Origin of the sequence: Kribbella shirazensis (assembly GCF_011761605.1) — a bacterium.
Classification (GTDB): Bacteria; Actinomycetota; Actinomycetes; order Propionibacteriales; family Kribbellaceae; genus Kribbella; species Kribbella shirazensis.
Genome location: NZ_JAASRO010000001.1, coordinates 1,971,241 through 1,994,953 on the forward strand (window position 1 = coordinate 1,971,241; position 23,713 = coordinate 1,994,953).

21 protein-coding genes are annotated in these 23,713 nt (G+C 69.0%); 13 read left to right on the top strand and 8 right to left on the bottom strand.

All coding sequences use genetic code 11. The features are described 5' to 3' along the window. The first annotated feature begins 4 nt into the window (after positions 1-4). The 6 genes from hemB (at position 5) to BJY22_RS09720 (ending at position 4,184) form a co-directional block, all read left to right on the top strand. Entirely contained in the window at positions 5-982 is a 978-nt protein-coding gene (hemB, locus tag BJY22_RS09695) for a porphobilinogen synthase (protein WP_167205430.1), read from the top strand. Between the two features lie 392 nt (positions 983-1,374). Beyond that, a complete protein-coding gene (locus BJY22_RS09700; RefSeq protein WP_167205432.1) occupies positions 1,375-1,647 on the top strand; it encodes a hypothetical protein in 273 nt (90 codons plus the stop codon). Positions 1,648-1,744: 97 nt separating this feature from the next. Continuing rightward, positions 1,745-2,209, top strand: coding sequence for a nuclear transport factor 2 family protein (locus BJY22_RS09705; RefSeq protein ID WP_167205434.1), 465 nt, complete (start codon positions 1,745-1,747; stop codon positions 2,207-2,209). Between the two features lie 117 nt (positions 2,210-2,326). Next, on the top strand, positions 2,327-3,121 hold the full coding sequence (locus BJY22_RS09710) for a hypothetical protein (protein ID WP_167205436.1): 795 nt from the start codon (positions 2,327-2,329) through the stop codon (positions 3,119-3,121). 113 nt (positions 3,122-3,234) lie between these two features. Further along, the gene (locus BJY22_RS09715; protein WP_167205438.1) at positions 3,235-3,411 is read left to right on the top strand and encodes a hypothetical protein; all 177 of its coding nucleotides are present in this window, start codon (positions 3,235-3,237) and stop codon (positions 3,409-3,411) included. Continuing rightward, complete coding sequence (locus BJY22_RS09720) at positions 3,408-4,184, top strand: hypothetical protein (protein ID WP_167205440.1); 777 nt, start codon at positions 3,408-3,410, stop codon at positions 4,182-4,184. Before BJY22_RS09715 ends, BJY22_RS09720 begins: the two co-directional genes overlap by 4 nt. An 8-nt stretch (positions 4,185-4,192) precedes the next feature. Here BJY22_RS09720 and BJY22_RS09725 read toward each other — a convergent pair whose 3' ends face one another. Genes BJY22_RS09725 through BJY22_RS09750 form a run of 6 tightly spaced genes read right to left on the bottom strand, consistent with a single transcriptional unit; the run spans position 4,193 to position 10,377 of the window. Next, on the bottom strand, positions 4,193-4,717 hold the full coding sequence (locus BJY22_RS09725; RefSeq protein ID WP_167205442.1) for a dihydrofolate reductase family protein: 525 nt from the start codon (positions 4,715-4,717) through the stop codon (positions 4,193-4,195). Positions 4,718-4,729: 12 nt separating this feature from the next. Continuing rightward, a complete protein-coding gene (locus BJY22_RS09730) occupies positions 4,730-5,554 on the bottom strand; it encodes a carbohydrate ABC transporter permease (protein ID WP_167205443.1) in 825 nt (274 codons plus the stop codon). Continuing rightward, complete coding sequence (locus tag BJY22_RS09735; RefSeq protein ID WP_167205445.1) at positions 5,544-6,482, bottom strand: carbohydrate ABC transporter permease; 939 nt, start codon at positions 6,480-6,482, stop codon at positions 5,544-5,546. The genes BJY22_RS09730 and BJY22_RS09735 overlap by 11 nt, the downstream gene beginning before the upstream one ends. Beyond that, positions 6,479-7,735, bottom strand: coding sequence for an ABC transporter substrate-binding protein (locus BJY22_RS09740; protein WP_167205447.1), 1,257 nt, complete (start codon positions 7,733-7,735; stop codon positions 6,479-6,481). The genes BJY22_RS09735 and BJY22_RS09740 overlap by 4 nt, the downstream gene beginning before the upstream one ends. A gap of 14 nt (positions 7,736-7,749) precedes the next feature. Next, positions 7,750-9,345, bottom strand: a complete 1,596-nt coding sequence (locus tag BJY22_RS09745; protein WP_167205448.1) for an FAD-dependent oxidoreductase — start codon at positions 9,343-9,345, stop codon at positions 7,750-7,752. Continuing rightward, positions 9,346-10,377: a LacI family DNA-binding transcriptional regulator gene (locus BJY22_RS09750; protein ID WP_167205450.1), complete on the bottom strand. Its 1,032-nt coding sequence runs from the start codon at positions 10,375-10,377 to the stop codon at positions 9,346-9,348. Between the two features lie 173 nt (positions 10,378-10,550). Here BJY22_RS09750 and BJY22_RS09755 point away from each other — a divergent pair, with 173 nt between their 5' ends. Beyond that, a complete protein-coding gene (locus BJY22_RS09755; protein ID WP_167205452.1) occupies positions 10,551-12,707 on the top strand; it encodes a glycosyl hydrolase family 28-related protein in 2,157 nt (718 codons plus the stop codon). A 17-nt stretch (positions 12,708-12,724) separates the two neighbouring features. Then, a complete protein-coding gene (locus BJY22_RS09760; RefSeq protein WP_167205454.1) occupies positions 12,725-14,593 on the top strand; it encodes a hypothetical protein in 1,869 nt (622 codons plus the stop codon). Positions 14,594-14,613: 20 nt separating this feature from the next. On the opposite strand, the gene BJY22_RS09765 is transcribed toward BJY22_RS09760, so the two are convergent. Next, a complete protein-coding gene (locus BJY22_RS09765) occupies positions 14,614-16,272 on the bottom strand; it encodes a hypothetical protein (RefSeq protein ID WP_167205456.1) in 1,659 nt (552 codons plus the stop codon). A 304-nt stretch (positions 16,273-16,576) separates the two neighbouring features. On the opposite strand from BJY22_RS09765, the gene BJY22_RS09770 reads away from it, so the two are divergent. The 5 genes from BJY22_RS09770 to BJY22_RS09790 all read left to right on the top strand — a co-directional run bounded on the left by BJY22_RS09770 (position 16,577) and on the right by BJY22_RS09790 (position 22,143). Then, on the top strand, positions 16,577-17,500 hold the full coding sequence (locus tag BJY22_RS09770; RefSeq protein WP_167205457.1) for a carbohydrate ABC transporter permease: 924 nt from the start codon (positions 16,577-16,579) through the stop codon (positions 17,498-17,500). Next, positions 17,490-18,374: a carbohydrate ABC transporter permease gene (locus tag BJY22_RS09775; protein WP_167205459.1), complete on the top strand. Its 885-nt coding sequence runs from the start codon at positions 17,490-17,492 to the stop codon at positions 18,372-18,374. The genes BJY22_RS09770 and BJY22_RS09775 overlap by 11 nt, the downstream gene beginning before the upstream one ends. Before the next feature lie 19 nt (positions 18,375-18,393). After that, positions 18,394-19,716 carry an ABC transporter substrate-binding protein gene (locus tag BJY22_RS09780; RefSeq protein ID WP_167205461.1) on the top strand — a complete coding sequence of 441 codons (1,323 nt, stop codon included), beginning with the start codon at positions 18,394-18,396 and terminating at the stop codon, positions 19,714-19,716. A gap of 25 nt (positions 19,717-19,741) precedes the next feature. Then, positions 19,742-20,842, top strand: a complete 1,101-nt coding sequence (locus BJY22_RS09785; protein ID WP_167205463.1) for a Gfo/Idh/MocA family protein — start codon at positions 19,742-19,744, stop codon at positions 20,840-20,842. Between the two features lie 98 nt (positions 20,843-20,940). After that, positions 20,941-22,143 (top strand): cytochrome P450, encoded by a 1,203-nt coding sequence (locus BJY22_RS09790; RefSeq protein WP_167205465.1) that lies wholly within the window; start codon positions 20,941-20,943, stop codon positions 22,141-22,143. 22 nt (positions 22,144-22,165) lie between these two features. Here the strand turns inward: BJY22_RS09790 and BJY22_RS09795 are convergent, their stop codons facing one another. Continuing rightward, a complete protein-coding gene (locus BJY22_RS09795; RefSeq protein ID WP_167205467.1) occupies positions 22,166-23,554 on the bottom strand; it encodes a hypothetical protein in 1,389 nt (462 codons plus the stop codon). Between the last annotated feature and the right edge of the window lie 159 nt (positions 23,555-23,713).

Genomic DNA, 23,713 nt, shown 5'->3' on the forward strand with positions numbered 1-23,713 from the left:
CCTGATGCCTGGATTCCCGGAAGTGAGGCCGCGCCGGCTGCGGTCGTCGGCGGCGGTGCGCAGGCTGGTCGCGGAGACCACGCTCGAGCCGCGGCAGCTGATCCTGCCGATGTTCGTCCGGGAGGACGCGCGCGAGCCGATCCCGATCCGGTCGATGCCCGGTGTCGTGCAGCACACCCGGGACACGGCGCGGAAGGCGGTCGCGGAGGCGGCGCAGCTCGGGCTCGGCGGGGTGATGCTGTTCGGCGTACCCGCCGCGAAGGACGAGGTCGGCTCCGGTGCGCTCGACCCGTCCGGGATTCTGAATGTGGCGATCCGGGACGCGGTCTCCGAGGCGGGCGACGCGCTGCTGGTGATGTCGGACCTGTGCCTGGACGAGTTCACCTCGCACGGGCACTGCGGCGTACTGGACTCCGCGGGGCGCGTGGACAACGACGCGACGCTGAAGATCTACGCGGAGATGGGCGTCGCGCAGGCCACCGCCGGCGCGCATGTCGTCGGTCCGTCCGGGATGATGGACGGTCAGGTCGGCGCGGTCCGTACGGCGCTGGACGCCGCCGGATTCATCGACACGGTGATCCTCGCGTACGCCGTGAAGTACGCGTCGGCGTTCTTCGGCCCGTTCCGCGAGGCGGTCGACTCGTCCCTGACCGGTGACCGCAAGACGTACCAGCAGGACAACGCGAACGCCCGCGACGCGATCCGCGAGGTCGACCTCGACATCGCCGAGGGCGCGGACATCGTGATGGTGAAGCCGGCACTGGCGTACCTGGACATCATCCGCCAGGTCCGCGACCACGTGAACGTACCCGTCGCGGCGTACAACATCTCCGGCGAGTACGCGATGGTCGAGGCCGCCGCCGCCAACGGCTGGATCGACCGCGAAGCCGCGATCCTGGAAACCCTCACGTCGATCCGCCGAGCCGGCGCCGACACGATCCTCACCTACTGGGCGACCGAAGCCGCCCAGCTCGTCCGGTAGAAGACCCCCCGCGTGCTACGCGGTCGCTTCCTTCGTCGCTAGGCTCCTCAGCGCGCCCGCTACGCGCGCTCCCACCCACCCCCGGGCTTGGCGCCCGGACATCTGTTTCCGGCTTGCGCCGGTTCCTCCGGCTAGCGCCGGACGTTGCCGGCTGCCGCCGGCGAGTCGCGGGCTGCCGCCCGCAGTGACTTGCCAGGTGATCGCACCCGCGGACCGCGGTGACGAGGGCCTGTGGGACTATGTGTGGATGTTCAGTTGCAGAAAGGCGGATGCCGCGTCGGCGGCCTGCTAGGTTGCGCGCGGAGGGGGCCGCGCGTGTGCGTCGGAAGGCGGGGCAACAGGGCGTCGTCGTGGTGTCTGAGCTTCCGGGAGTGTCTCCGCTCGGTCGTGTTGTGATCGCAAGGCTGGAGAACACGCGGCTGTCTCCGGGGCAGGTGAGCGACGCGTTCCGGATCTGGGAGCGCTTCGTCCGCGACCCGGCTCATCGCCTGTACGACCCGCGTCACGAGGGGTGCGGACTCTGGGCCTGCTGCCCGCCGATGCTAGACGTCCAGGCAATCCTGCACATCGTCGTCCACACGCTGCCGCGACGAGACTCCCGGCGCCTCCAGGCTCGCCTCGATCGTATCGACGAGTGCTGGCGCCGGCGGCCGCCGTATGCGTGAGCTGGCTGCTGGGCCGGATGGTTGCTGTTGGCTACGAAGGTTCGGGGTTGCTTGACATCGGGTGGGGGGCTTGGTTTGGTCGGGCGGCATGGATGCTGTGGATGCGTTGCGTGCTGCTGGTGAGCGGGGAGATGCGGATGCGATTGCGGAGTTGCTGGCGCCGGAGGTTGTCTTCCACTCGCCGTTGACCTCGCGACTCACGTTCGAGGGCAGGGACGAGGTCGTGGCGTTGCATCGGGACATCTTCGCTGTGCTCGAGGATGTCCGGACCAGTGAGCCGTTGGAAAGCGGTGACACCTACGCGTTCTCGTTTCACGCACGCGTTCGGGGCGTCGAGCTCGAGGCGATGAACCTCGCACGCTGCGATGACCAAGGCAGGATCGTCGAGCTGACGGTGTTCATTCGCCCGTTGCCGAGCCTGGCCACTCTGTTCGCGACGCTGCCGCCGCGGGTGTCTGCGCGGCGGCGCGGGCCGGTTGTCGGTGGTCTTGTTGCCTGTCTGGCCGCACCGCTGGCGTTTGCTTTTCGTACGGCGGACCGCCTGGCCCCGCGCTTCCTCTAGCGTCGCCGAAGGAGTTCACCTCCTGGACCGCTGATGTACATCTGGCGCGCGGACGCACTGCCCCTCGACGGGAAATAGCGTGACGCAGAGGGCTACTGGCGGGAGAGGAGCCGGGCGATGAGTACAGGAAACCAGGCCGAGGAACTGGCCGAGCAGACTCTCGACGCGGTTGCCTCGGTCCGCCTGCGGCTGGGGCGTGCGGTCGAGTCAGCCAAGGAACTCGACGACCTCCTGCGGCAGACCGAGAAGTCGGTCCGCGAACTGCCGGTGCCGCCCCAGACGGAGTTGGCGGAGAACGAGCGGGCGATGGTTCTCCTCGATGCGAACCAGCACGGACGCGAGATCGGCGCGTCGGTGAAGCAGTCGGAGATTCAGGTTGCCGTAGTACGTGAACACCTGGCCTCCGCGTCAGCTGCCGTCACGCAGGCCAAGGGTTTCCTCGACGAACTTGCCGAGCTGTCGGGACAGCAACCCGGTACGGCGGTCGGCGCCGGGCCGCAGGTGAATCCGGCGGACCTACGGGAGCGGTTGACCCAACTGGAGACGGCGATCGCGACCGCCGAGACGAGGGCCGAACGTACGGAAGAGCGACTCGGCAACGCGCGAGGGAGGATCGCGCCGCTGATCAAGCTGCACGGGGACTACGACAACCGTGCCATGTCGTCGGTCTACGAGGCCAGCAGTGCCGTCACCAAGGATCTCTCGGGGATCCAGGCCGGCGTCGGGACGACCTCCGCGGCCCACACCAGCGCCGCACAGCTCACGACGGCGGCCGAGGACCTGGCGGCCGCAGTACGCGCCGCCTCGAACCCGACGCCCGTGTCCGACCGGCAGACACCCGCGGCGTCGTCCGAGCAGGATCACCGCGACCGCACCGGAACCTCGACCCGAGGCCCACGCCTGAGCCGCTAGGCGGCTCCTGGTGGCGGTGTGCGAGCCGTCCACTTGCTCGACCGTTGACGTACACCTCACGAGCCGCTCGCAGCGGCCCGCAGCGAAATAGCCTGGTTGGAGAGGAGCCGAGCGTGGAGAAGCAGCCGTCGGACGGGGAACTGGGACTGCCGGACGAGCTCGCGCCGGATCCGGACCTGAGGGCCGCGCGTCACGAGATCCGCGCTGTCGCCGCCGGTCTGCGCGCGGCACTGGCCGCCGACGAGCAGGCGGCCACAGGTGATCGGCCGGCGACGGAGGACGGGCGATGAGCCGGGCCGAGGAGCTGGCCACGCAGACTCTTGACGCGGTGGGCTCGGTCCGTACGCGGCTGGGGCGCGCCGTCGAGTCCGCCGTACAACTCGACGATCAGCTGTGGGAGATCGAGAAGTCGTACCGGGAACGGCCGGAGCTGCCGCGCGACGAGCCGGCCCGGGACGCCCGGCCTCACAGATCGTCGGTCCTCGCCGCGGCGGGCGGTTACGCAAGCCGTCTCAGCAAACTGATGAGGGACTCGCGGGATCAGGTCGCGGAAGTACGCGATCAACTGGCCGCCGCCGCGGCAGCCCTCCAGCAGGCCGGGGACTTCCTCGACGAGCTCGAGAGCCTGCCTGCCGCCGACTCCGGCCAACCGGCGACGCCTGCAGACCTGCGGCAGCGCTTGGCAGACCTGGGCTCGGCGATCGCGACCGCCGATGCGGGGGCGGAGCACACGGAACAGCGGCTCGGCGCCGCGCTGCGGAACGCCGCGAAGATGCAGCGGACGTTCGGGGAGCTGGACACCCGCAGGGTGCCGGTGGTCTACGAGGCCAGTGAGGCCCTCAACAAGGGCCTCCCCGGCCTCCAGTCCGGCGTCGGCACAACCTCGACTGCCCACGCGCAGGCCGTGCAGGCGTCGGCGGTGGCCGACGACCTGGCGGTCGCGGTGCGGGCCGCCTCCAACCCGACGTCCCCATCCGACCGGCAGACACCAGCACCCGCGTCCGAACAGGACCACCGCGACCGCGCCGGAGGTCCGTCGCGGGGATCGCAGCTGAACCGCTAGCCGGACTGTCAGCGGTTGACCGTGTAGTCCGACTGGATGAAGCCCGCCTTCAGAGTGCGGGTGGCGTTGTGGGTGAGGCTGATGTCGGACGGCACCGGGCCGAAGAGCGGGATGCCGGTGCCGATGAGGACCGGGGCTGTGGTGATGGTGAGTTCGTTGAGGAGGCCGGCGTTCAGGAAGGTCTGGATGGTGGCGGCGCCGTCGGCGTAGATGCGCTGGGCGCCGCGATCGGTCAGCGTTTCGACGAGGGCGTCCAGGGTGCGGTGCACGAGGATGCGCTCGTCGGCCTCGGGGTCCAGCGTGGTGCTCAGGACCTCGACCTGCTTGCCGTCGTACGGCCAGCGGTCGAAGCCGGCCGCCAACTCGTAGGTGTTCCGGCCCAGTACGACGGTGTCCACCGACGCCAGGAACTCGTCGTACCCGGTCTCACCGGCCTGCTCGGCCCGGCTGGTCAGCCAGTCGATGGAACCGTCGGACCGGGCGATATATCCGTCGAGGCTGGTGGCGATGAACGCGGCCGCATGAAAGCTCACACCACCATTGTCTCAACCCTTCAAACCGGTCTGGGCGAGGCCTTCGACGAACTGCCGTTGGGCCAGGACGAAGATGATGAGGACGGGGAGGGCGGACAGGGTGGCGGCGGCGAGTTGGGTGTTCCACATCGGGCCGCCGTACGCGTCGACGTACTGGGTCAGGGCTTGCGGGATCGTGAACTTCTGCTTCGAGGACAGGAAGACGATGGGCTCGAGGTAGAGGTTCCAGCTGTGCAGGAAGGTGAAGATCGACACCGCGCCGATCGCCGGTCGTGCCAGCGGCAGGCAGACCCGCCAGAACAGGCCGAAACGGCCCAGGCCGTCCACCCGGCCGGCCTCCTCCAGTTCGGCGGGCAGCGTGATGAAGAACTGCCGCATGATGAACGTCGCCAGCACGCTCGGCGCGCCCAGCATCGGGATCAGGATCAGCGGCCAGTGCGTGTCCACCAGCCCGAACGCGTCGAACATCTTGTACAGCGGGATGATCGTGACCTCGACGGGCACCAGCAGCCCGCTCAGCACGATCACGAACACGATTCCCGCCCCGCGGAACCTGATCCGCGCGAACGCGTACCCGGCGAGCGCCGACACCGCCAGCGTCCCGAGGGTCACCACGAGCGCGATGTACAGGCTGTTCACGTACTGCCGCCCGAACGGCTGCAGCTCGAACACCTGCCGGTAGGCGTCCATCGTCGGCGACCCCGGCAGCAACGTCGGCGGGAACGCGAAGATCTCGGACACCGGCTTGAGCGACGTCGTCGCCATCCACCAGATCGGGAACACGAACGGCACACAGCACACCAGTAGTACGCCGTAGATGACCAACTTAAGCCTCATGGAACACCCATCTCCGCCGCATCCGCCACTGCACGACGGTCAGCACGAGCACGATGACGAACAACAGCAGCGAGAGCGTCGCGCCGTACCCGAAGTGATGGAACTGGAACGCCTGCTGGTACAGGTAGTAGACGAGCACGGTCGTCGACGTCCCCGGCCCACCCTGGGTCAGTACGGCGATCTGCGCGAAGACCTGCAGCGACCCGACGATGGTCAGGATCATCGTGAGCAGGATCGTCGGACTGATCAACGGAACGGTCACCCGCCGGAACCGCGCCCACGCGGACGCGCCGTCGATCTTCGCGGCCTCGTACAGCTCCGCCGGGACGCCCTGCAGCGCGGCCAGGAACAGCACCATGTTGAGGCCGACGTTCTTGAACAGCTGCACCACGATCACCGAGATCATCGCCGTACCGCCGGAGCGCAGCCAGTTCGGGCCGTCGATCCCGAACAGGTCCAGGAAAGCGTTCACTCCACCGTTGTCCTGCAGCAGGAAACCCCAGACAATCGTCCACGCGACGAGCGTCACCACGACGGGCGAGAAGAACAGTGTCCGGAAGACCACTGTGCCGCGCAGCTTCTGGTTGAGCAGCACGGCCAGGAACAACGCCAGGCTGAGGTTCAGCACGACCAGGCCGACCGAGAACAGACCCGTTGCCTTGAGCACCGGACCGAGTCGCTGGTCGTCGGCGAGCGCGGCGTAGTTGTCGCCGCCGACGAACTCGAACGTCCCGCCCAGCACGTTCCACTCGTGCACGCTGTACCAGACCACGAGCCCGAGCGGGACCAGGACGAAGGCGACGATACCGGCCAGCTGCGGCGCGACCATCAGCCAACCGGCCAACGTGTCGCGCCGCCGCATCGTCCAGTACGGCGGACGCTGGTCAGGCGCCGCCGACCGGACCGGCTTCTCCAGGAGCAAGGTCATTTCGCCAGCAGTGGGTTGATCTTCGAGCAGACGCCGGACAGTACGGCCTTCACGTCCGCGTCCGGCTTCCACAGCGGGTCGAGCGCGGCGCGGACGGTCTGCTGTACTTCGGCGTACCCGGTGTGGCTGGGCTTGATGGTGCCGTTCTCGATGCCCTTGACCACGACGCTGTCCAGCTGTGCGGGCTTGAGCAGCGGGTTGGCCTTGGCCAGCGTGGCCGTGTTGAGCTGCGACTTGCGCGGCGGCGGGAAGAACTGCGCGAGCTTGGCCGAGTTCTCCGCATTGCTGAAGTAGGCGAGGAACTGCTTCGCCGCGTCCGCGTGCTTACCGCGCTTGAAGACGCCGATCCCGGCCTGCCCGACCACGGAGTACTCGCCCTGCGGTCCCTTCGGAAGCGGCACCAGGTCCCACTTGAACTTGGCCTTCTCGAGCAGGGCCGCGCGACTGATCTGCGTCAGGATCATCGACGACTCACCGGCGAAGAAGTCCTTCGTCACGCCCGGGCCCGGCATGCCCTTGTCGGTGAAGATCAGCTTGTGGACGAACGTCATCGCGTCCACCATCGCCGGCTGGTCGAACTGACAGCTCTTCCCGTCCTCGCTCCACGGACGCGCGCCCCAGCCGGCCCAGATCGCGTTCAGCGTGTCCCAGCCCTTGTAGTCGAAGTCGCCGACCACGAGTCCGCCCTTGCCCTTGGCCTGTACGGCGGCAGCGGTCTTCGCGGCCTCCTCCCAGGTCCACGTGCCCGCCGCGATCTGCTGCGCCGGGGACGGTCGGCCCGCCGCTTTCACCAGGTCGGTGTTCACGAACACCCCCAGCGGCGAGGTGGAGAACGGGTACGCGTACAGCTTGCCGTCCTTCTCCCAGTTGGTCGTCGTACTCGGCAGCAGGTCCGCGTCCTTGTCGATCGGCTCGAGGGCGCCCGAGCTGACGAAGTCGGGCGCGTTGCTCTCGAAGATCCAAGCCAGGTCCGGGACGTTGCCGCCGCCGATCTGGGTGGTCAGCGTGGTCGAGTAGCTGTCGAACGGGATCGGCTCGAAGGTGATCTTCCCGATCTCGGGATGGTCCTTCTTGTAGTCCGCGGCGATCTGGTCGAACAACGCCAGATGCTTCGCGTTCGCGCTCCAGATCGTCATCCGCAGGTCGATCGGGCCGCTGGCGGCCCCGGAACCGGAGTCCGGGTCGCCGCCACAGCCGGCCACCGCCAGCAGGGCTGCGGCCAGTCCGGCCGCGGTCAGGGAACGGAGTTTCATGGGTCAGTCCTCCATCAGTAGCCGGAGACGTCCGGCCAGGCGAGTTCGATGCCCTGGGCAACCAGATGGTCCTGGAACTCGCCGAGCAGGGCAGGGGTGGCGCGGACCGCGCGCGGATCGGCGCCACGGTCCAGGCAGAACGCGGCGAGCAGGCCCGCGGCCTCGCCGATGTTCCACTCGACCGGGTGCAACCGGTAGCAGCCGTTGGTGATGTGCGTGGTGCCGAGGTTCTTGCTCGCGGGCAGCAGGTTCTCCACCCGTTGCGGGATCAGCGCCCCGAGCGGGATCCGGAACGGGCTGCTCGCCACGTCGATGTAGTTGTCCCCACCGGTCGACGGATGCAGGTCGATCCGGTACATGCCGATGCCGACGCTGTCGTCGTACGCGACCGCGCCCCGGTCGCCGCGGACCGCCACCGACAGGTCCTGTTCGACGATCGTGTACTCCGCCTTGATCCGCCGCGACTCCCGGATGTACGGCGCCTGCGCCAGGCCGTCCGCGGAACCGACCACGTCGCCCCGCAGCCGCAGGCCGCGGAAGCCGGTACCGCCGTCGGGCCGGGGCGCCTCGGTCTGCAGCCAGTACAGCACCGCCTGGGACAGCTCCTTGGCCGCCGCGAGATGCCTCGCCGCGTCCGGTACGTCGATGACCGGACCCTCGAAGTAGTCGATCATCGGCCAGTTCACCAGGCAGATGTCGCTCTCGTACGTACCGGGAACGAAGTGGCGGCGGGCCGCGATCCGGCGGAACGTCCACAGGTTCATGTCGCCGCCGGTGCGCCGCTGGTCCGCGACGACCGCGAGCGGGTCGTCGTCCGGGTTCGGGGTGAACGTCCGGTGCGAGCTCTCCAGGGTCCGCGGGTTCGGCGCGGTCCAGGACAGCAGCCGGTCGCCCCAGAAGGACGGCTCGTAGTTCCGCCAGAAGGCGTAGTTGGCCGGCTTGTCGCCGACCTGATCGCCGTCCACGTGATCGACGGCGAAGCAGTACGACACCGCCTGCATGTTCAGCGGCTGTGCCTCCGCCGGAGCGCTCGGCTCACCGGTCTCGGCCTGTGACTCGAAGCCGGTGACGTACTCCGTCCCGGTCAGCGGCAGCAACTCGCCGGTCTCAGTCGCGTCCAGGATGTACGGCGCCGTGAGCGTGACCTGCTCTTCGGTGTCGCGATGCTGCACGGTGACCGCTGTGACCCGGTCACCGTCGGTCTCCGCGGCGACGGGCCGATAGGGCTGCAGGACGAGCAGCCGCCGACTGGCGCGGTACGGCGCGAGCATCTCCTCCAGGACGGCGACCGCCACGCGCGGCTCGTGACAGAGCTTCGACACGTACCCGGCACCGGGATTGAGCTGAGCGGCAGCCCGTGACGCCACGGTCAGCGGATAGTTCCGGCGGTAGTAGTCGCGGATCCCTTCCCGCAACGCGCGGTACGACGCCGTGACGCCGAACTGCTCGACCCACGAGTGCTCGTCCGGCGGGACGGCCTGGCTGGTCAGCTGACCGCCCAGCCAGTCGAACTCCTCGGTCAGGATCACGGAGCGACCGGCACGGAGCGCGGCGAGAGCCGCCGCGACGCCGCCGAGTCCGCCGCCGATCACAAGTACATCGGTATGCATTCAGGCACCTTTGGGTGGAGTGAGAGTGATTCCGTCGGTCAGTTCGCAGGGGAGCAGCACCTGCTGCTCGGGGTTGGCGCCGCTGAGGATCGCCTCGAGCAGCTCGACCGCGCGCAGCCCCATCGCGCGCCGCGGAACGTGGAATCCGCTGAAGTCGAGGTCGCTGGCCACCGGCCGGGTCGAGTCACCGAGGGCGATCACGGACAACTCGCCGGGGACGTCGACACCGCGCTCGGCGGCCGCCGCATACAGCGCGATCGCGTCGGCCCGCTCCTCGACGAACGCCGTCGTGATCCGGCGGTCCAGCAACTCGTCGAGCACGTCGCCCGGCGCCCGGTCGGTGGTCGGCACATGGGGTGCGCGCGGACCGGCGGCGGTCCGGAACCCCCGCAGGCGGTCGGCCGACGACTCGGCGCCGACGCCGAGCCCGACGAACGCGATCCGCCGGTGCCCGAGCTCCTGCGCGCGCTGCACGACGGTGTGCGTGGCGCTGGTGTAGTCGGCGCCGACGTACGGGACCGGGGCGCCGCCGGCGTCGTCGCGGCGACCGACCGAGACGAACGGGTACTCCTCGGTGATCAGCCGGGCCAGCTCCTCGGTGGGGATCTGACGACCGAGCAACAGGCAACCGTCCGCGATCCGGAGGCGGTTGTTCTCGTGGAAGATCCGCCGGCGGCCCTCGGTCACCGGCGCGCTGGTGAACAGCAGCAGGTCCCAGCCGAGCCGCTCGGCGCGATCCTCGATACCGGCCAGGAACGGGTGGTAGAAGTCTGCGCTCGCGCTCGGGAACACCGACTCGTAGGTGAACACCCCGAGGATCTGGTTGCGCTGCTGCGTCATCCGCCGCGCCAGCGGATCGGCCTGGTAGCCGGTCTCGCGGATCACCTTGAGGACCCGGTCGCGGGTCTCGGCCGGGATCCGCGCGGTGGCGTCGCTGCGGTTGTTCAGCACCAGCGACACCGTGGTCTGGCTGACCTTGGCCAGCCGCGCGATGTCGCGCTGGGTGAGTCGGGTGGTCGCCTTGTCCGGCATGTGTCGATCCTTCGCGGTAATACGGATTGCCGGGAACCGTAGAACAGTCCGCCGACCGCCGTCAAGGGCGTGGAACTGCTGCTAATTCGAATTATCACGCGATGAGGTCTTGACCAGGCGTGGTCCGGCGCAGAAAACTCGCCGCAGTCCCGCTCGCAGCGAGGAGAACATGCATGCTGAGTCGCCGCCACTTCACCGGTCTGGCCGCCGCGGCCGTCGCCGCCGGTCTCACCAGCACCACCCGGCCGGCCGCGGCCGCCGTGCGGTACGACGATCCGGTCCACTTCGGGTCGGCGTACGACGCCTGCCCGCCGGATCCCGCCGCGGTCGTGCTCGGCTCGCCGGGCTTCGAGGTGTCCGCCGATGGGACCGCGGATGCGACCGCCGCGTTGCAGGCTGCCGTCGACGAAGCGTCCCGCCGCGGTATCGCGAACAAGCTCGGCGACATCCTCGGCGGCGTCCGGGACTTCCCGCTCGGCGACGGCGGCGGGATCGTCCTCGTGCCCCCGGGCCTGTACCGCCTGTCCGCTCCGATCGACGTCCACGACTCGGTCCGCGTCATCGGCTTCGGCCGGCACCGCCCGCGCTTCGTGCTCGCGCCGAACAGCCCGGGGTACGCCGGTACCGCGGCCCGCGACGTGTTCTCGTTCCGGCGCCGGCCGGTCGGCGGGCCGGTCACGTACGCGAACAACGACACGTTCGGGTCCGGCCTGATCAACCTGGACGTCGAGATCGGCGCGGGCAATCCGCAGGCGATCGCGGTCCGGTTCGGCGGCGCGCAACTGTGCGTCCTGCAGGACCTCGACCTCGACGTGGGCGACGGCCGGGCCGGGATCGATCACAACGCGAACCTGATCCAGCGCGTCCGCGTCCGCGGTGGCGCGGTGGGTCTCAACGCGTACGCCGCCTCGGCGGGCTGGCCGACGACGCTGCTCGACTGCCGCTTCACCGGCCAGCGCGAGGCCGCGATCCGGACCAGCAACGACGCGAAGCTGGTGCTGGTCCGCACGGTGCTGGCCGGCGCGCCGCGCGGTGTCGAGTGTGTGCCCGGGCAGTTCCTGCACCTCTACCTGCAGAACTGCGTCCTCGACGATGTTGCCGAGGGCATCGTCCTGAACGACAGCGACCAGTTGCCCGGAGCCGCCGATCCCCGGATCCGCAACAGCAACCAGCTGAACCTGGTGGACAGCGTCGTACGCCGGACCCCGACCGTCCTGACGCTCGCCCAGAGCGGCCGCCGTACGCCGGCTCGCGACGGGGGCATCGACCTCACCTACGGGTTGCGGATCACCGACGCGTTGTCGGCCCGCGAGGCCCGTGCCGACGGGGTCGCGATGTCGCAGGGCGCTCCCGACGCCGGCGTGCTGCGGACCGACGTACCGGAGCTGCCGCCGGTGGCCGGCTGGGTCAGCATCCACGACGTGGCCGCGCGGATGGGACGGACCGTCGGATCAGGGACCGCCGACGACCTTCCGGTCTTCCAGGCTGCGGTCGATCGGCACGAAAGCGTATTCGTGCCCATCGGTGAGTACCTGCTCGCGGGGACGCTGCGGTTGCCGAAGGACGCGAACCTGATCGGCCTGCATCCTCGCCAGACCTGGCTGCGCACGCCGGACGGTACGCCGTACTTCGGTGATCCGGACCGCCCGCGGGCCCTCGTGGAGACCTCGCCTGGTGGCCGCACGATCGTCCACGGCCTCGGCCTCGACACCGCCCGGAACACACCCGGTGCGGTGAACATCAGCTGGCGGTCCGGACCCGGGTCGTACCTCGCCGACATCGCCACCCAGTTCGTGAAGTGGCACCCGGACGACGTGGCCGGCGGCGACCCCGGATACACCTACAAGGGCAAGCACAAGTACGGCGTCTGGGTGCGCGGCGGCGGGGGAGTGCTGTCGAACGTCTGGAGCGCGAACGGCTGGGCCGACAACGGTTTCCTCGTCGAGCAGTCGGCCGTCCCGACCTCGGCGTACGAGCTCTCGATCGAGCACCACCGGTACCGCGAGGTCGTGCTCCGGCAGGTGTCCGGCTGGCGGTTCTTCGGGTTGCAGACCGAGGACCACATCTACGGCTGGCAGTCCCAGGCCCTGGAGCTCGACCAGTGCCACGACCTGCTCTTCGCCAACTCCGTCTTCTTCCGCGTCGCCACCGTCCTCGGCCCGTCGCCGTACGGCACCGGACTGCGGAACTGTCACGACATCGTTTTCCGCGGCAACCGCGGCTACCGGGACAAGACGCCGGAATTCACCCAATGGGGCGCGGCCGTCGCCGACCTCCGGACCGGCCGCACGGTGCCCGAGCCCGAATTCGCTTCGCTCATCATCCGCTGACCCTCAGGAGTTCACCCATGCACGTCACACGCCGTACCGTCCTGCTCGGCGCCGCCGCGGCCGGGTTCGCGCCCGCGATGATGTCGGCGCCGGCCGCCCGGGCCGCCGGCCTGCCGCTGCTGGCGAGTCTGCCCGCCGGGGCGCCCGATCGACGGTTGTTCGCGCCGGGCGAGCAGCGGTTCGCGGGGTACCTGGTGATCCTCGCGCCGATGACGAACGACATCGTCGACACCGACACCGTGGACGGCGACCCGTACGGCTTCATGGCCGGCGGCTGGTGGCGGATGCCCGCGCGACCGTTCAACTCACGGATCCAGGAACACGTTTTCACTCTCAGCTGGTTCCACGCCAACCAGCGGAGCTGGAACCCGTACCACCGCGACAACGCCCTGCTCGGCCGGCTCGACGCGGCCCTGCAGCACTACCTGAACCTGCAGAACCCGGACGGGTCGTGGCCGGAGTACGCCCCCGGCGAGCGCGGCAAGGCGTCCAGCGGGTTCGGCCTCGGTTACCTGGCCAAGACGCTCGCCAATCTCCGCCAGGCGAACGCGTTGCCGAGCCGCCGCGCGCAGCTGGAAAGTGCCTTGCGCAAGGGAGTCGACTGGTACCTGGACCCGGCGAACACCGTCGTCTGGGACGATCCGTTCGAGTACACCAACCAGGCTGTTGCGGGTGTGGCCGGCTCGGCGCTCACCCTGCGGCTGCTGCCCGACCGGAACCGATGGCTCAAGCTGCAGGACCGCATCCGGTTCGTCGCCCAGTGGTCGCAGAGCCCGGCCGGGTTCTTCTACGACCCGCGCGGGATGGACATCAACTACAACTTCGAGGTCATGCTGCCGGAGATGGCCGAGCTCTACCTGCTGACGCGGAACCCGCTGCTGGTGTCGATGACCCGGAAGTTCGCCGACTGGTTCGGCTACAACCTGCTCCGGGAGCCGGACGGTTCGGGCTGGCTGACCTACTACGCGGTCTCCGACCGGACCGCGACGGCGTACTACGACGACGTGATCCCGGACCCGGACCGCAGCATCCTCGGCTCGCACTTCGTCCCGGAGGTTCCGGACCTCGGGGCGTTCTTCACCTCCCGCGAGGACAAGGCGGCGACCCGGCAGGCGTGGGCCGCGGATCCGGCGCCGGTGCCGGCGCTGGCCAAGCAGGACACGTCGCCGCGGATCATCGCGCACGCGCCGTACGGCGAGAAGTTGCCGACCCGCGAGGCGAAACAGGCCGCCGTCGCGCGCATCCCGTACCTGCGCAGCGACAACTTCACCGAGCTGCGGCACGACGACTACGGAAATCAGGACTACCTCTATGTCCGGCGACCCGGCATCTACCTGGGCGCGTTTTTCGGAAACCGGCAAGGAAACCCGGTCAAGGCCGGAACGGGATTCCTCTGGCACCCGGTGGCAGGCACGGTGATCCACGCCCAGCAGACCGCGAGCGGTTGCTGGGCCACGGTCCGCGACGGCAAGGCCGATGCGGAAACCAACCTGGTCGCGGAGTACCCGTCGAAGGACCTGGTCCGGTACCGCACGCCCGACGGCTCGGTGGCGACCGAGCTGCGGATCGGCACGCACTCGGTCACCCGCCGGGTCACCGCGACGAGCGCGGCGACCGAGCAGGTACCCCTGGTACTGCAGCCCGGCGACGAAATCGTGTTCTCGGACGGAACGGTGGTTCCGTACGGCGAGAGCCGCACGGCGACCGCCGACGGCATCGTGATCCGCCGCGGACGCGCCACGATCACGATCACCTGGTCGGGACGACGTACGGCGACACTCAGCACGTCGTCGCGGACGTACCTGCGCGACCAGCGGCGCCGGGTGCACGTTCTCCGGGTTCCGCACGACGGTTCGCTCGAGACCGTCGTGCGGACGGCCGGCTGACCTTCAGCTGACACGCGACGTCACGGGGTGCGCAGCCTCAGGACCTGGCGGCCGGGTGTACGTCCGGTGATGTACACCCGCAGGCCGTCGGGCGTGAGGCTGCCACCCAGGTACGTGTACCGCTCGCCCGGGTCCATCGCCACCCGCGCCGTACCGTTGCCGGGGCCGAACTCGATCCGGTCCGTGCCCACGGTGTAGCTCCCGGTCCCGGACCCGAGCTGGTAGTTGCCGGCAGCATCCAATGCGTCGACGCCGGCCAGCGTTCCGCCGGGCCGGAAACACAACTCGATCGCGTACGCTGTCTCGTCGCCGGCGAACTCGAAGGTCAGGTCGTACCCGTCGCGGACCTCGGCCACGGTCACGTCGGTCCGCAGCGACCGGTACTGCTTCGGCCGGTGCGGGAAGTCCATCGCCGCGTAGAACCGTCCGTCCGGGGTGAGGGCGTACAGGCCGTCCGCGCGACGGTAGCGCTTGGGCAGCGGCAGGTGGTACGGCACCTTCACCTCCTGCTGGAGTTCGAACGTGCCGGGCGCGGTCACGCGCAGTCCGTCGCTGCGGAAATGACCTGTGCTGAAGAACTGCGGGGAGAGGCGGACCGAGTCGAGAACGGCCGCGCCCGTGCGCAACTTGAAGAAGGTGGGGTTGGTGGACAGACCCGACGAGATCACCGGGAGGTCGTGGAAGTCGGTCCCGCCGAACACCGTCGCCGTCCGAGCGCCGCGCCGTACCCGGACAGACGCCTGCGAAGGGTAGTGCTGGACGAAGTCCGTCGGGACCGGCTCGGCAGTCGGGAGGACCGCTGACAACTCGGGCCGCTCCAGCACCTCCGCGAGGAAGTCGCCGAGCTCGCCGGTCCCGCGCGCTTCGATGCTCTTGGCAACGGTTGTGAACCGGCCGTCGTGGGCGTGCAGCGCCAGTTCGCGGAACTGCGTCAGGTACCACCAGACCTCGCGGATCCCCTTCTGGTCCTGCCGTCGCGAGGCCGTCGTGTCCACCTCGCCGTTCGGCTCCAGCAAGTACAGGGTCACGTCGAGGTTCCGCCGTACGTAGTCGAGCAGCGCCGGCTTGTCGCGCAGCCAGGCGATCGTCAGTAGGCAAGGGTTCGTCACCTCGGCGGCGTACGTCGAACTGCGCTCGCTGTAGATCCCGTCCGGAGTGGCGTCGATGCCCTCGTCGAGCCAGTCGTCGATCCGCGCCGCGTACCGACGGTCCGGGAACAGGTGGTTCGCCCGTGCCAGCGCCGCCGACACCTCCCAGCGGTGGTTGGGCGTGTGGACGCCGCCGCTCGCCAGCGCCGGGCCGGCCTTCTGCACCACCGAGGCCAGTGTCTCCCGCAGTGCAGCGGTTTCCGGCTGACCGTCCGCGTCGAGCAGGGCGTACAGCATGCAGACGTCCTGGATCGCGAACGCGCTGTCCGGCGGGGAGTGCAGGTTGCCGACGTCGTACAGGCCGTCGTCGTGCTGCCGCGCGGCGAGCTGGCCGAGCAGCCACTGCAGCGGTCCCAGGAGGGCCGGGTCGTGATGGTACGACGATCTTCCCCAGACGTACCCCGACACCAGCCGGCGTGCCTTGCGGGCCACGGTCCGGACACTGTCGGAAACGTTCTGAAAATTGCCGAGCACGAGCGGAATCTGTTTCTGGTTCGCGTCGGTCAGCACCCGCAGGAAGTCCTCGTCCACGGTGGCCACTTCAGCACGAGCCGCCCCGGATGCAGGGCGCCGAGCGCCACCGTGGTCAGCGAACCGGTGAGAAAAGTACGGCGCAGCATCGCGTTCTCCTGTCGGTAAGCGGTTGCCAAATGTCAGGAACTGTCGCTCCCGGACTTTGTCCTGTCAAGACCGCGCAACCCGTCCGCATCCGGTCATCGAGCACGCTGGCGAACCCTTGCGTAAACCGGTTTCTCGTATTAGTTTGACCGGCCAAGGCAAGCGCTTTCCGCGCCCGCCGAGCGCCGGAGGACGGCGGGATGGAAGAGAGGTGACCATGAGCGCGCTAGGCGAATTAGGCAGCCTCCGGGGCAAGAAACCGGCCGGTCAGAAGAAGGACAACCTCGCCGGGTACCTCTTCCTCGCGCCGTGGTTGCTCGGGCTGTTCCTGATCACGATCGGGCCGATGGTGGCCTCGCTGTACCTGTCCTTCACGGACTACAACCTGATCCAGGCGCCGCAGTGGATCGGCCTGGAGAACTTCACCCGGATGCTGGCCGACGAGCGGCTGCACAACTCGCTCAAGGTGACGTTCACCTACGTGTTCGTGTCGGTCCCGCTGCAGCTGGCGATCGCGCTGCTGCTGGCCGTCGTCCTCGACCGCGGCGTCCGCGGCATGGCGTTCTACCGCTCGGTCTTCTACCTGCCGTCGCTGCTCGGCTCGAGTGTCGCGATCGCGATCCTCTGGCGGCAGGTGTTCGGCACGGAGGGCCTGCTGAACCAGGTGCTTGCCCTGGCCGGCATCGAGGGCAAGGGCTGGATCTCCGACCCGAGTACGGCGCTGGGCACCCTGGTGGTGCTGAACGTGTGGACGTTCGGGTCGCCGATGGTGATCTTCCTGGCCGGCCTGCGGCAGATCCCGACGATGTACTACGAGGCCGCGTCCGTCGACGGCGCGGGCGTACTCGCCCGGTTCTTCCGCATCACGCTGCCGCTGCTGACGCCGATCATCTTCTTCAACCTGGTGCTGCAGATCATCCACGCGTTCCAGTCGTTCACCCAGGCGTTCGTCGTCTCCGGGGGCAGCGGCGGACCGTCGGACTCGACGATGTTCTTCACGCTGTACCTCTACGACCGGGGCTTCGGGAACTTCGACATGGGCTACGCCTCCGCGATGGCGTGGTTCCTGCTCGTGATCATCGGGGTCTTCACCGCGGCGAACTTCTTCGCCTCGAAGTACTGGGTGTTCTATGACGACTGAGACTCTCCCTCGTACCGTCACCGCCCGCCGGGGCGCGGCCGTCTCCTGGGCCCGGATCCGGCCGCTGGTGATCCACGTGCTGCTGGCCGGCTCCGCGCTGGTGATGCTCTATCCGGTGATCTGGATGGTCGTCAGCTCGCTGCGGCCGGGCAACGAGATCTTCCGCGACCCCGGGATCCTGGTGAAGGACCTGCGGATCGAGAACTACCGGGCCGGCTGGAACGCGCTGACCGAGCCGTTCACCCGCTACCTGCTGAACTCGGCGGTGGTGGTGCTCGGCTCGATCCTCGGCAACCTGGTGTCCTGCTCGATGGCGGCGTACGCGTTCGCCCGGCTGGAGTTCATCGGCAAGAAGTTCTGGTTCGCGATCATGCTGCTGAGCATCATGCTGCCGATCCACGTGGTGATCGTTCCGCAGTACATCCTGTTCTCGCACGCCGGCTGGATCAACACGGTGCTCCCGCTGATCGTGCCGAAGTTGCTGGCCACGGACGCGTTCTTCGTGTTCCTGATGGTGCAGTTCATCCGCGGTATCCCGCGCGAGCTCGACGAGGCCGCCCGGATCGACGGCTGCGGCAAGGCCTCGATCTTCCTGCGGATCATCCTGCCGCTGATGGTGCCGGCGCTCGCCACCACGACGATCTTCACGTTCATCTGGACCTGGAACGACTTCTTCAGCCAGTTGATCTACCTGACCGACCCGCACATGTACACCGTCCCGGTCGCACTGCGGTCGTTCGTCGACGCCACGTCGGAGTCGTCGTGGGGGTCGATGTTCGCGATGTCGGTCGTCTCCCTGGTCCCGGTCTTCCTCGCATTCCTGGTCGGCCAGCGGTTCCTGATCAAGGGCATCGCCACCACCGGCATCAAGTAACCCCTGAAAGGTGCACCTCATGAGGCACATCCCACGCGCCGCAGCCAAGGGCCTGCGCGCCTTCACCGCGGCGGCCCTGGCCACCGGCCTGCTGGCGGCAGCCGCCTGCGGCGGCGACTCCGGTGGTCCGTCGTCGTCGTCCGGCGGCGGCGAGGTCACACTCCGGTTCACCTGGTGGGGTGGCGACACCCGAACCAAGCTGACCCAGCAGGCGATCGACGCGTACCAGAAGGACCACCCGAACATCAAGATCAAGGGTGAGTTCGGCGAGTGGTCCGGGTACTGGGACAAGCTCGCCACCAAGGTCGCGGCGAACGACGCCCCGGACATCATCCAGATGGACGAGAAGTACCTGCGCGAGTACGCCGACCGCGGCGCGCTGCAGGACCTGAAGAAGTCCGAGGGCCTCGACACCGGCAAGTTCGAGGACGACACGCTCAAGGCCGGTGAGTTCGACGGCGGTCTGTACGGGCTGAACGCCGGTATCAACTCGTTCGCGATCGTGGCCAACCCGGCGCTGTTCAAGGCGGCCGGTGTCGCCATGCCCGACGACACCACCTGGACCTGGGACGACTACACCCGGATCGCCGCCGAGCTCACCACCAAGCTGAACGGCAAGGCGTCCGGCACCGGCGCGCCCGGTACCAACGAGGCCGCGCTGAACCTGTGGGCCCGCCAGCACGGCGAGTCGCTGTGGACCCAGGACGGCAAGGTCGGTGTCTCGCAGGAGCAGGTGACGGCGTTCTACCAGCAGGTGCTGAAGATGAAGGACGCGAAGGCCATCCCGTCCGCGGAGGCCATCTCGCAGGACATGAACGCCGCGCTCGACCAGTCCGCGATGGCCACCGGCAAGCTGGCGATGACCTGGATGTGGAGCAACCAGCTGAACGCCATGAGCAAGGCGGCCGGCACGGAGCTCAAGCTGCTCCGCGTCCCGAGTGTCGAAGGCAAGGCCGACGCGAACGGCTCGTACTACAAGGGCTCCATGTTCTGGTCGATCTCGTCGCGGACGAAGCACCAGAAGGAAGCCGCGGAGTTCGTGAACTACCTCGCGAACAGCACGGCCGCCGGCAACATCCTGCTGGCCGAGCGGGGCGTGCCGCCGAACACCGAGATCCGCGCCGCGGTGACGCCGAAGCTGCAGCCGGCCGACGCCGCGTCGGCGAAGTTCATCCAGGACATCGGCAAGGAACTCGGCGACCCGTCGCCGGCGCCGCCGGTCGGTGGCGGTCAGGTGGAGAAGATCATCCAGCGGTACACGACCGAGGTACTGTTCGGCCGGCAGACGCCGGACGCGGCCGCCAAGGCCTTCCTGGACGAGGTCAACGGGGAGCTCAAATAGTGTTGCTAATGGCAACTGATTGCCGATGACGGGGGCCCGCGTGGCCGTGGTGGGAATCCACGGCCACGGCGCCTCCCATGTCCGTAACGTCGCCCGGCTGGCCGAGGCCGGCCGGGCCGAACTCGTCGCGGTCGCCGATCCGCAGGGCGCCGACGGGCTGCCGGCGGGCGTCAAGGTCTTCGCCGGCCTGGACGAACTGCTGGCGGCCACCGCGGTCGACGTCGTGGTGATCTGTACGCCGATCCAGACGCACGTACCGCTGGCGGAGCTGGCGATGCGCGCGGGCGCCGACGTACTGCTGGAGAAGCCGCCGACGGCGTCGCTGGCCGAGTTCGAGCAGCTGACCGCGGTGGTCGAGGAGACCGGCCGGGCGTGTCAGGTCGGGTTCCAGGCGCAGGCGTCGGAAGCCACGCTCAAGCTCGCCGCGATGGTCGCCGAGGGGCAGCTCGGTGAGCTCCGCGGGATCAGCGCGACCGGGAAGTGGGTGCGGAAGGCGCAGTACTTCCAGCGTGCCCGCTGGTCCGGCCGGCGCCGCCTCGACGGTATCGATGTCGTCGACGGCGCGGTGACGAATCCGCTCGCCCACGCGACCGCGGCGGCCCTGCTGCTGGACGGTTCGACCGGCGTGGACGACGTACGGTCGATCGAGACCGAGCTGTACCGGGCGAACCCGATCGAGTCCGACGACACGTCGTCGGTGCGGATCACGACGAGCCGCGGTACGACGATCCTGATCGCGGTCACGTTGTGCGCGACCGAGCATCGGGAGGCGTCGGTGATCGTGCACGGCTCCGAGGGGCGCGCCGTCCTGACGTACCAGTCGGACCTGATCGGCGAGACGAAGTACGGGCGGGCCGACCTCCTGGAGAACCTGCTCGCGCACCGGGCGGATCCCGCCGTACCCCTGTACGTGCCGCTGGCCGCGACGGGAGGGTTCACGCGTGTCGTCGAGGCGGTCCGAACGGCGCCGGATCCGTCCGTGATCCCGCCCGCCCAGATCGACTGGCAAGGCGAAGGTCCCGACCGCCGCCCCATCGTCCACGACGTCGAACACTGGATCGACCGAGCCTCCGACGAACTGGCCCTCTTCAGCGAAATCGGAGCCCCCTGGAGCCGCGCGGGCTGAAGCCGCCGATCGACCCGACGACAACGATCGCGATCAGTCACCGTGCGACGCGCGGAGAGGTGAGCGAAGGGTCGCCTAACTTGCCTAGGGTCGAGGGTATGACTGAGCCGGTCTTGCAGATTCCGTTCGAGGATGCGTTTCGGTTCGATCCGTCGCCGACGTTCGCCGCGTTGCGGGAGGACCGGCCGGTGGCGCGGGTGCGGACGCTGGCCGGGGCCGAGGTCTGGCTCGTGACGCGGTACGACGACGTGAAACTGGTGCTCGCGGATCCGCGGTTCTCCCGGGCCGCGGTGGTGCAACCGGGAGCACCGCGGGTCGCGCTGGCCAAGCCGATGCCGAACAGCCTGACCACCACCGACCCGCCGGAGCACACCCGGCTGCGACGGTTGGTGGTGCCAACGTTCGCGCACCGGAAGATCGAGCGGACCCGGCCGTGGGTCGCCGAGTTGTCCGCGCAGCTCGCCGAGGACGTCGCGCGGGCCGGCGACGGCGCGGACATCAGGCAGCTGGTGGCGTTGCCGTTGCCGATCCAGGTGATCTGCCAGCTGCTCGGCGTACCGTACGCGGATCGCGCGCAGTTCCGGGAGTGGACCGAGCTCGGGTACAGCATGAAGATGGCCGAGAAGGACCTGGTCGAGGACGCGATGACCAACCTGACGGCGTACATCGAGGACCTGGTCACCAAGAAGCTCGCGAACACCTCGGGCCCCGCGGAGGATCTGCTCGACGAACTGGTCCGCGCTCGCGAGGAGGGTGACCGGCTCAGTCAGGAGGAGCTGATCGCGTTCGGCGTAAACCTGCTGGTCGCCGGGCACGAGACCTCGGCGAACCAGATCTCCAGCTGCGTCGCGACGCTACTGCGCCGGCCGGAGAACTGGGCGCGTCTCGTCGAGGATCCGTCGTTGGTCCCGTCGGCGGTCGAGGAGCTGTTGCGGTTCAACCGGTTCAGCGAGGTCGGCCAGCTCCGGGTCGCGCTCGAGGACGTCGAGTTGCACGGCGTACAGATCAAGGCCGGTGAGGGCGTGATGGCGGCGCTCAACTCCGCGAACCGCGATCCGCGGGCCTACGACGCCCCCGACGAGCTGCGGCTGGACCGGCCGGACAACAAGCACCTGTCGTTCGGCTTCGGGCCGCACTTCTGCCTCGGCGCGCAACTGGCGCGGATCGAACTGCAGGAGTCGCTGCTGGCGCTGGTACGACGGTTCCCGCGGATGAGCCTCGCGAAGCCGGCCGAAGAGCTCGAGTGGCGTCGCGTGCTGGTGAGTGGTCTCGCAGAACTGCCGGTGAACCTCAACTTGTGAGATCCACCGGCAGTCGGATGGTTCAGCTCTGCGAGGCGAACACGACTCCGTGCTCGGACTCGTACTGCTCGATGAAGCGCGCGGCCATCGGCTCGCTGGACGCGATCGCGTCGGCGAGCGTCTTCGCGCTGCGCTCGCGACCGGCCGGCCAGTCGGACAGCAGCGCGTAGGCCCGCATCCGCTTCTTCTCCAGCGCGGTCGGCTCGGGCTTGTCCTCCTCGCGCTCCGGCTCGGCCACCACCACGGCCGGCGCCGGGGCCGGGGGCACCGGCTCGACCTTCGGGGTGGTGATGAGCGCGGGCGGCTGCGGGTCGGCCGGGCCGGCGAACGGTGACGGCGGCTTCGGCTTCTCGACCAGCGGCTCCGCCTTCGGCTGCGGGGCGAACGGCTTCAGGCTGCTCGCCGTACCGTTCACGACGTGCTGCGGTTCGCTCTCGTCCTCGACGACGACCGCCTCGGACACGTCGATGTCGGTCGGGTCGGGCTGGTCGACGATCGCCATCAGCTCGCCGGTCCACGCGTCGTCGTCGCGCAGTCCGACGCCGGTGCCGTCCGCGCGCCGCGGCTGACCGCCCTCGAGCACCCACACCGCGGCCGGTACGGCGGGACGGTTCTCGGCCTCCGGCGGCGGCGAGATCGCCTTGGTCAGCTTGTTGGTGATGACCTCGTAGTTGATCCGCTCCTCGAGCATCCCGGCCAGCCGGTCCGGGTCGTACGTCGTCTCGGCGATCTTCGCCAGCCGCTCGTCCTGGTGCTCGGAGCGGATGTACTCCGCGACGGTGCCGGCGATCGCCTCGCGGCGACTCCGGTTGCGGATCTGGTGCTGGGCCGCGCGGAGGCTCTCGTAGAGGCCGTAGCCGTGCTCGATCGCGAGCGAACGCGCCAGCCAGGTGACCTTCGGCTCGCGGATCCACTGCACGACGCCGTACACCGGACCGGTCTCGCGCATCTGTCCCGCGCGGCGCAGTGCGTCGCGGCGGCGCGCCGAGCTGTGGATCAGCCAGAGCACGTAGGCGAACGCGGACAGGCCGCCGAACCCGAAGGCGAGGAACCGCTCCTCCGGGCGCCAGTGGCCGACCACGTTGAACACGACCGCGACGAGCGCCGCGAAGAACGACATCGCGCGGTACGCGTAGGCCTGCTCGCCCTTGCGCCGGCGCAGGTCGGCGAGCGCCGCGGTGGCCACACCGCCGAGCTCGAGCACCGCGACCGCGGGCGTCACGAGAATGATCTTGAGCAACGGCGAGAAGCCGCTGTCCGGCCAGGGAATGTGGGTCACGCCGGCCCAGACCTGGCCGACCAGCGCCGCGGCAGCCGCGGTCGCGTAGAAAGCGTAGGCGACTTTGTCCGCACCGGTGAGGGGTACGTTGACCAGTTCGCCAGTACTGGTGGTGCTGGTGTTCTCCTGCAAGACGTGCACTCCTGACCGGTTTGGGCTCTCCGGCAGTTCGTCGGGTGGGTGGTACGGCGGCCCCCATATAGCGCGCTGCAAGAGGCTACCGGTTCCCGGCCCCGAAAGGGGAGGCGAATCCGGAAACGTCTCGAACCTCCCCGGTCTTACCCGACTTCT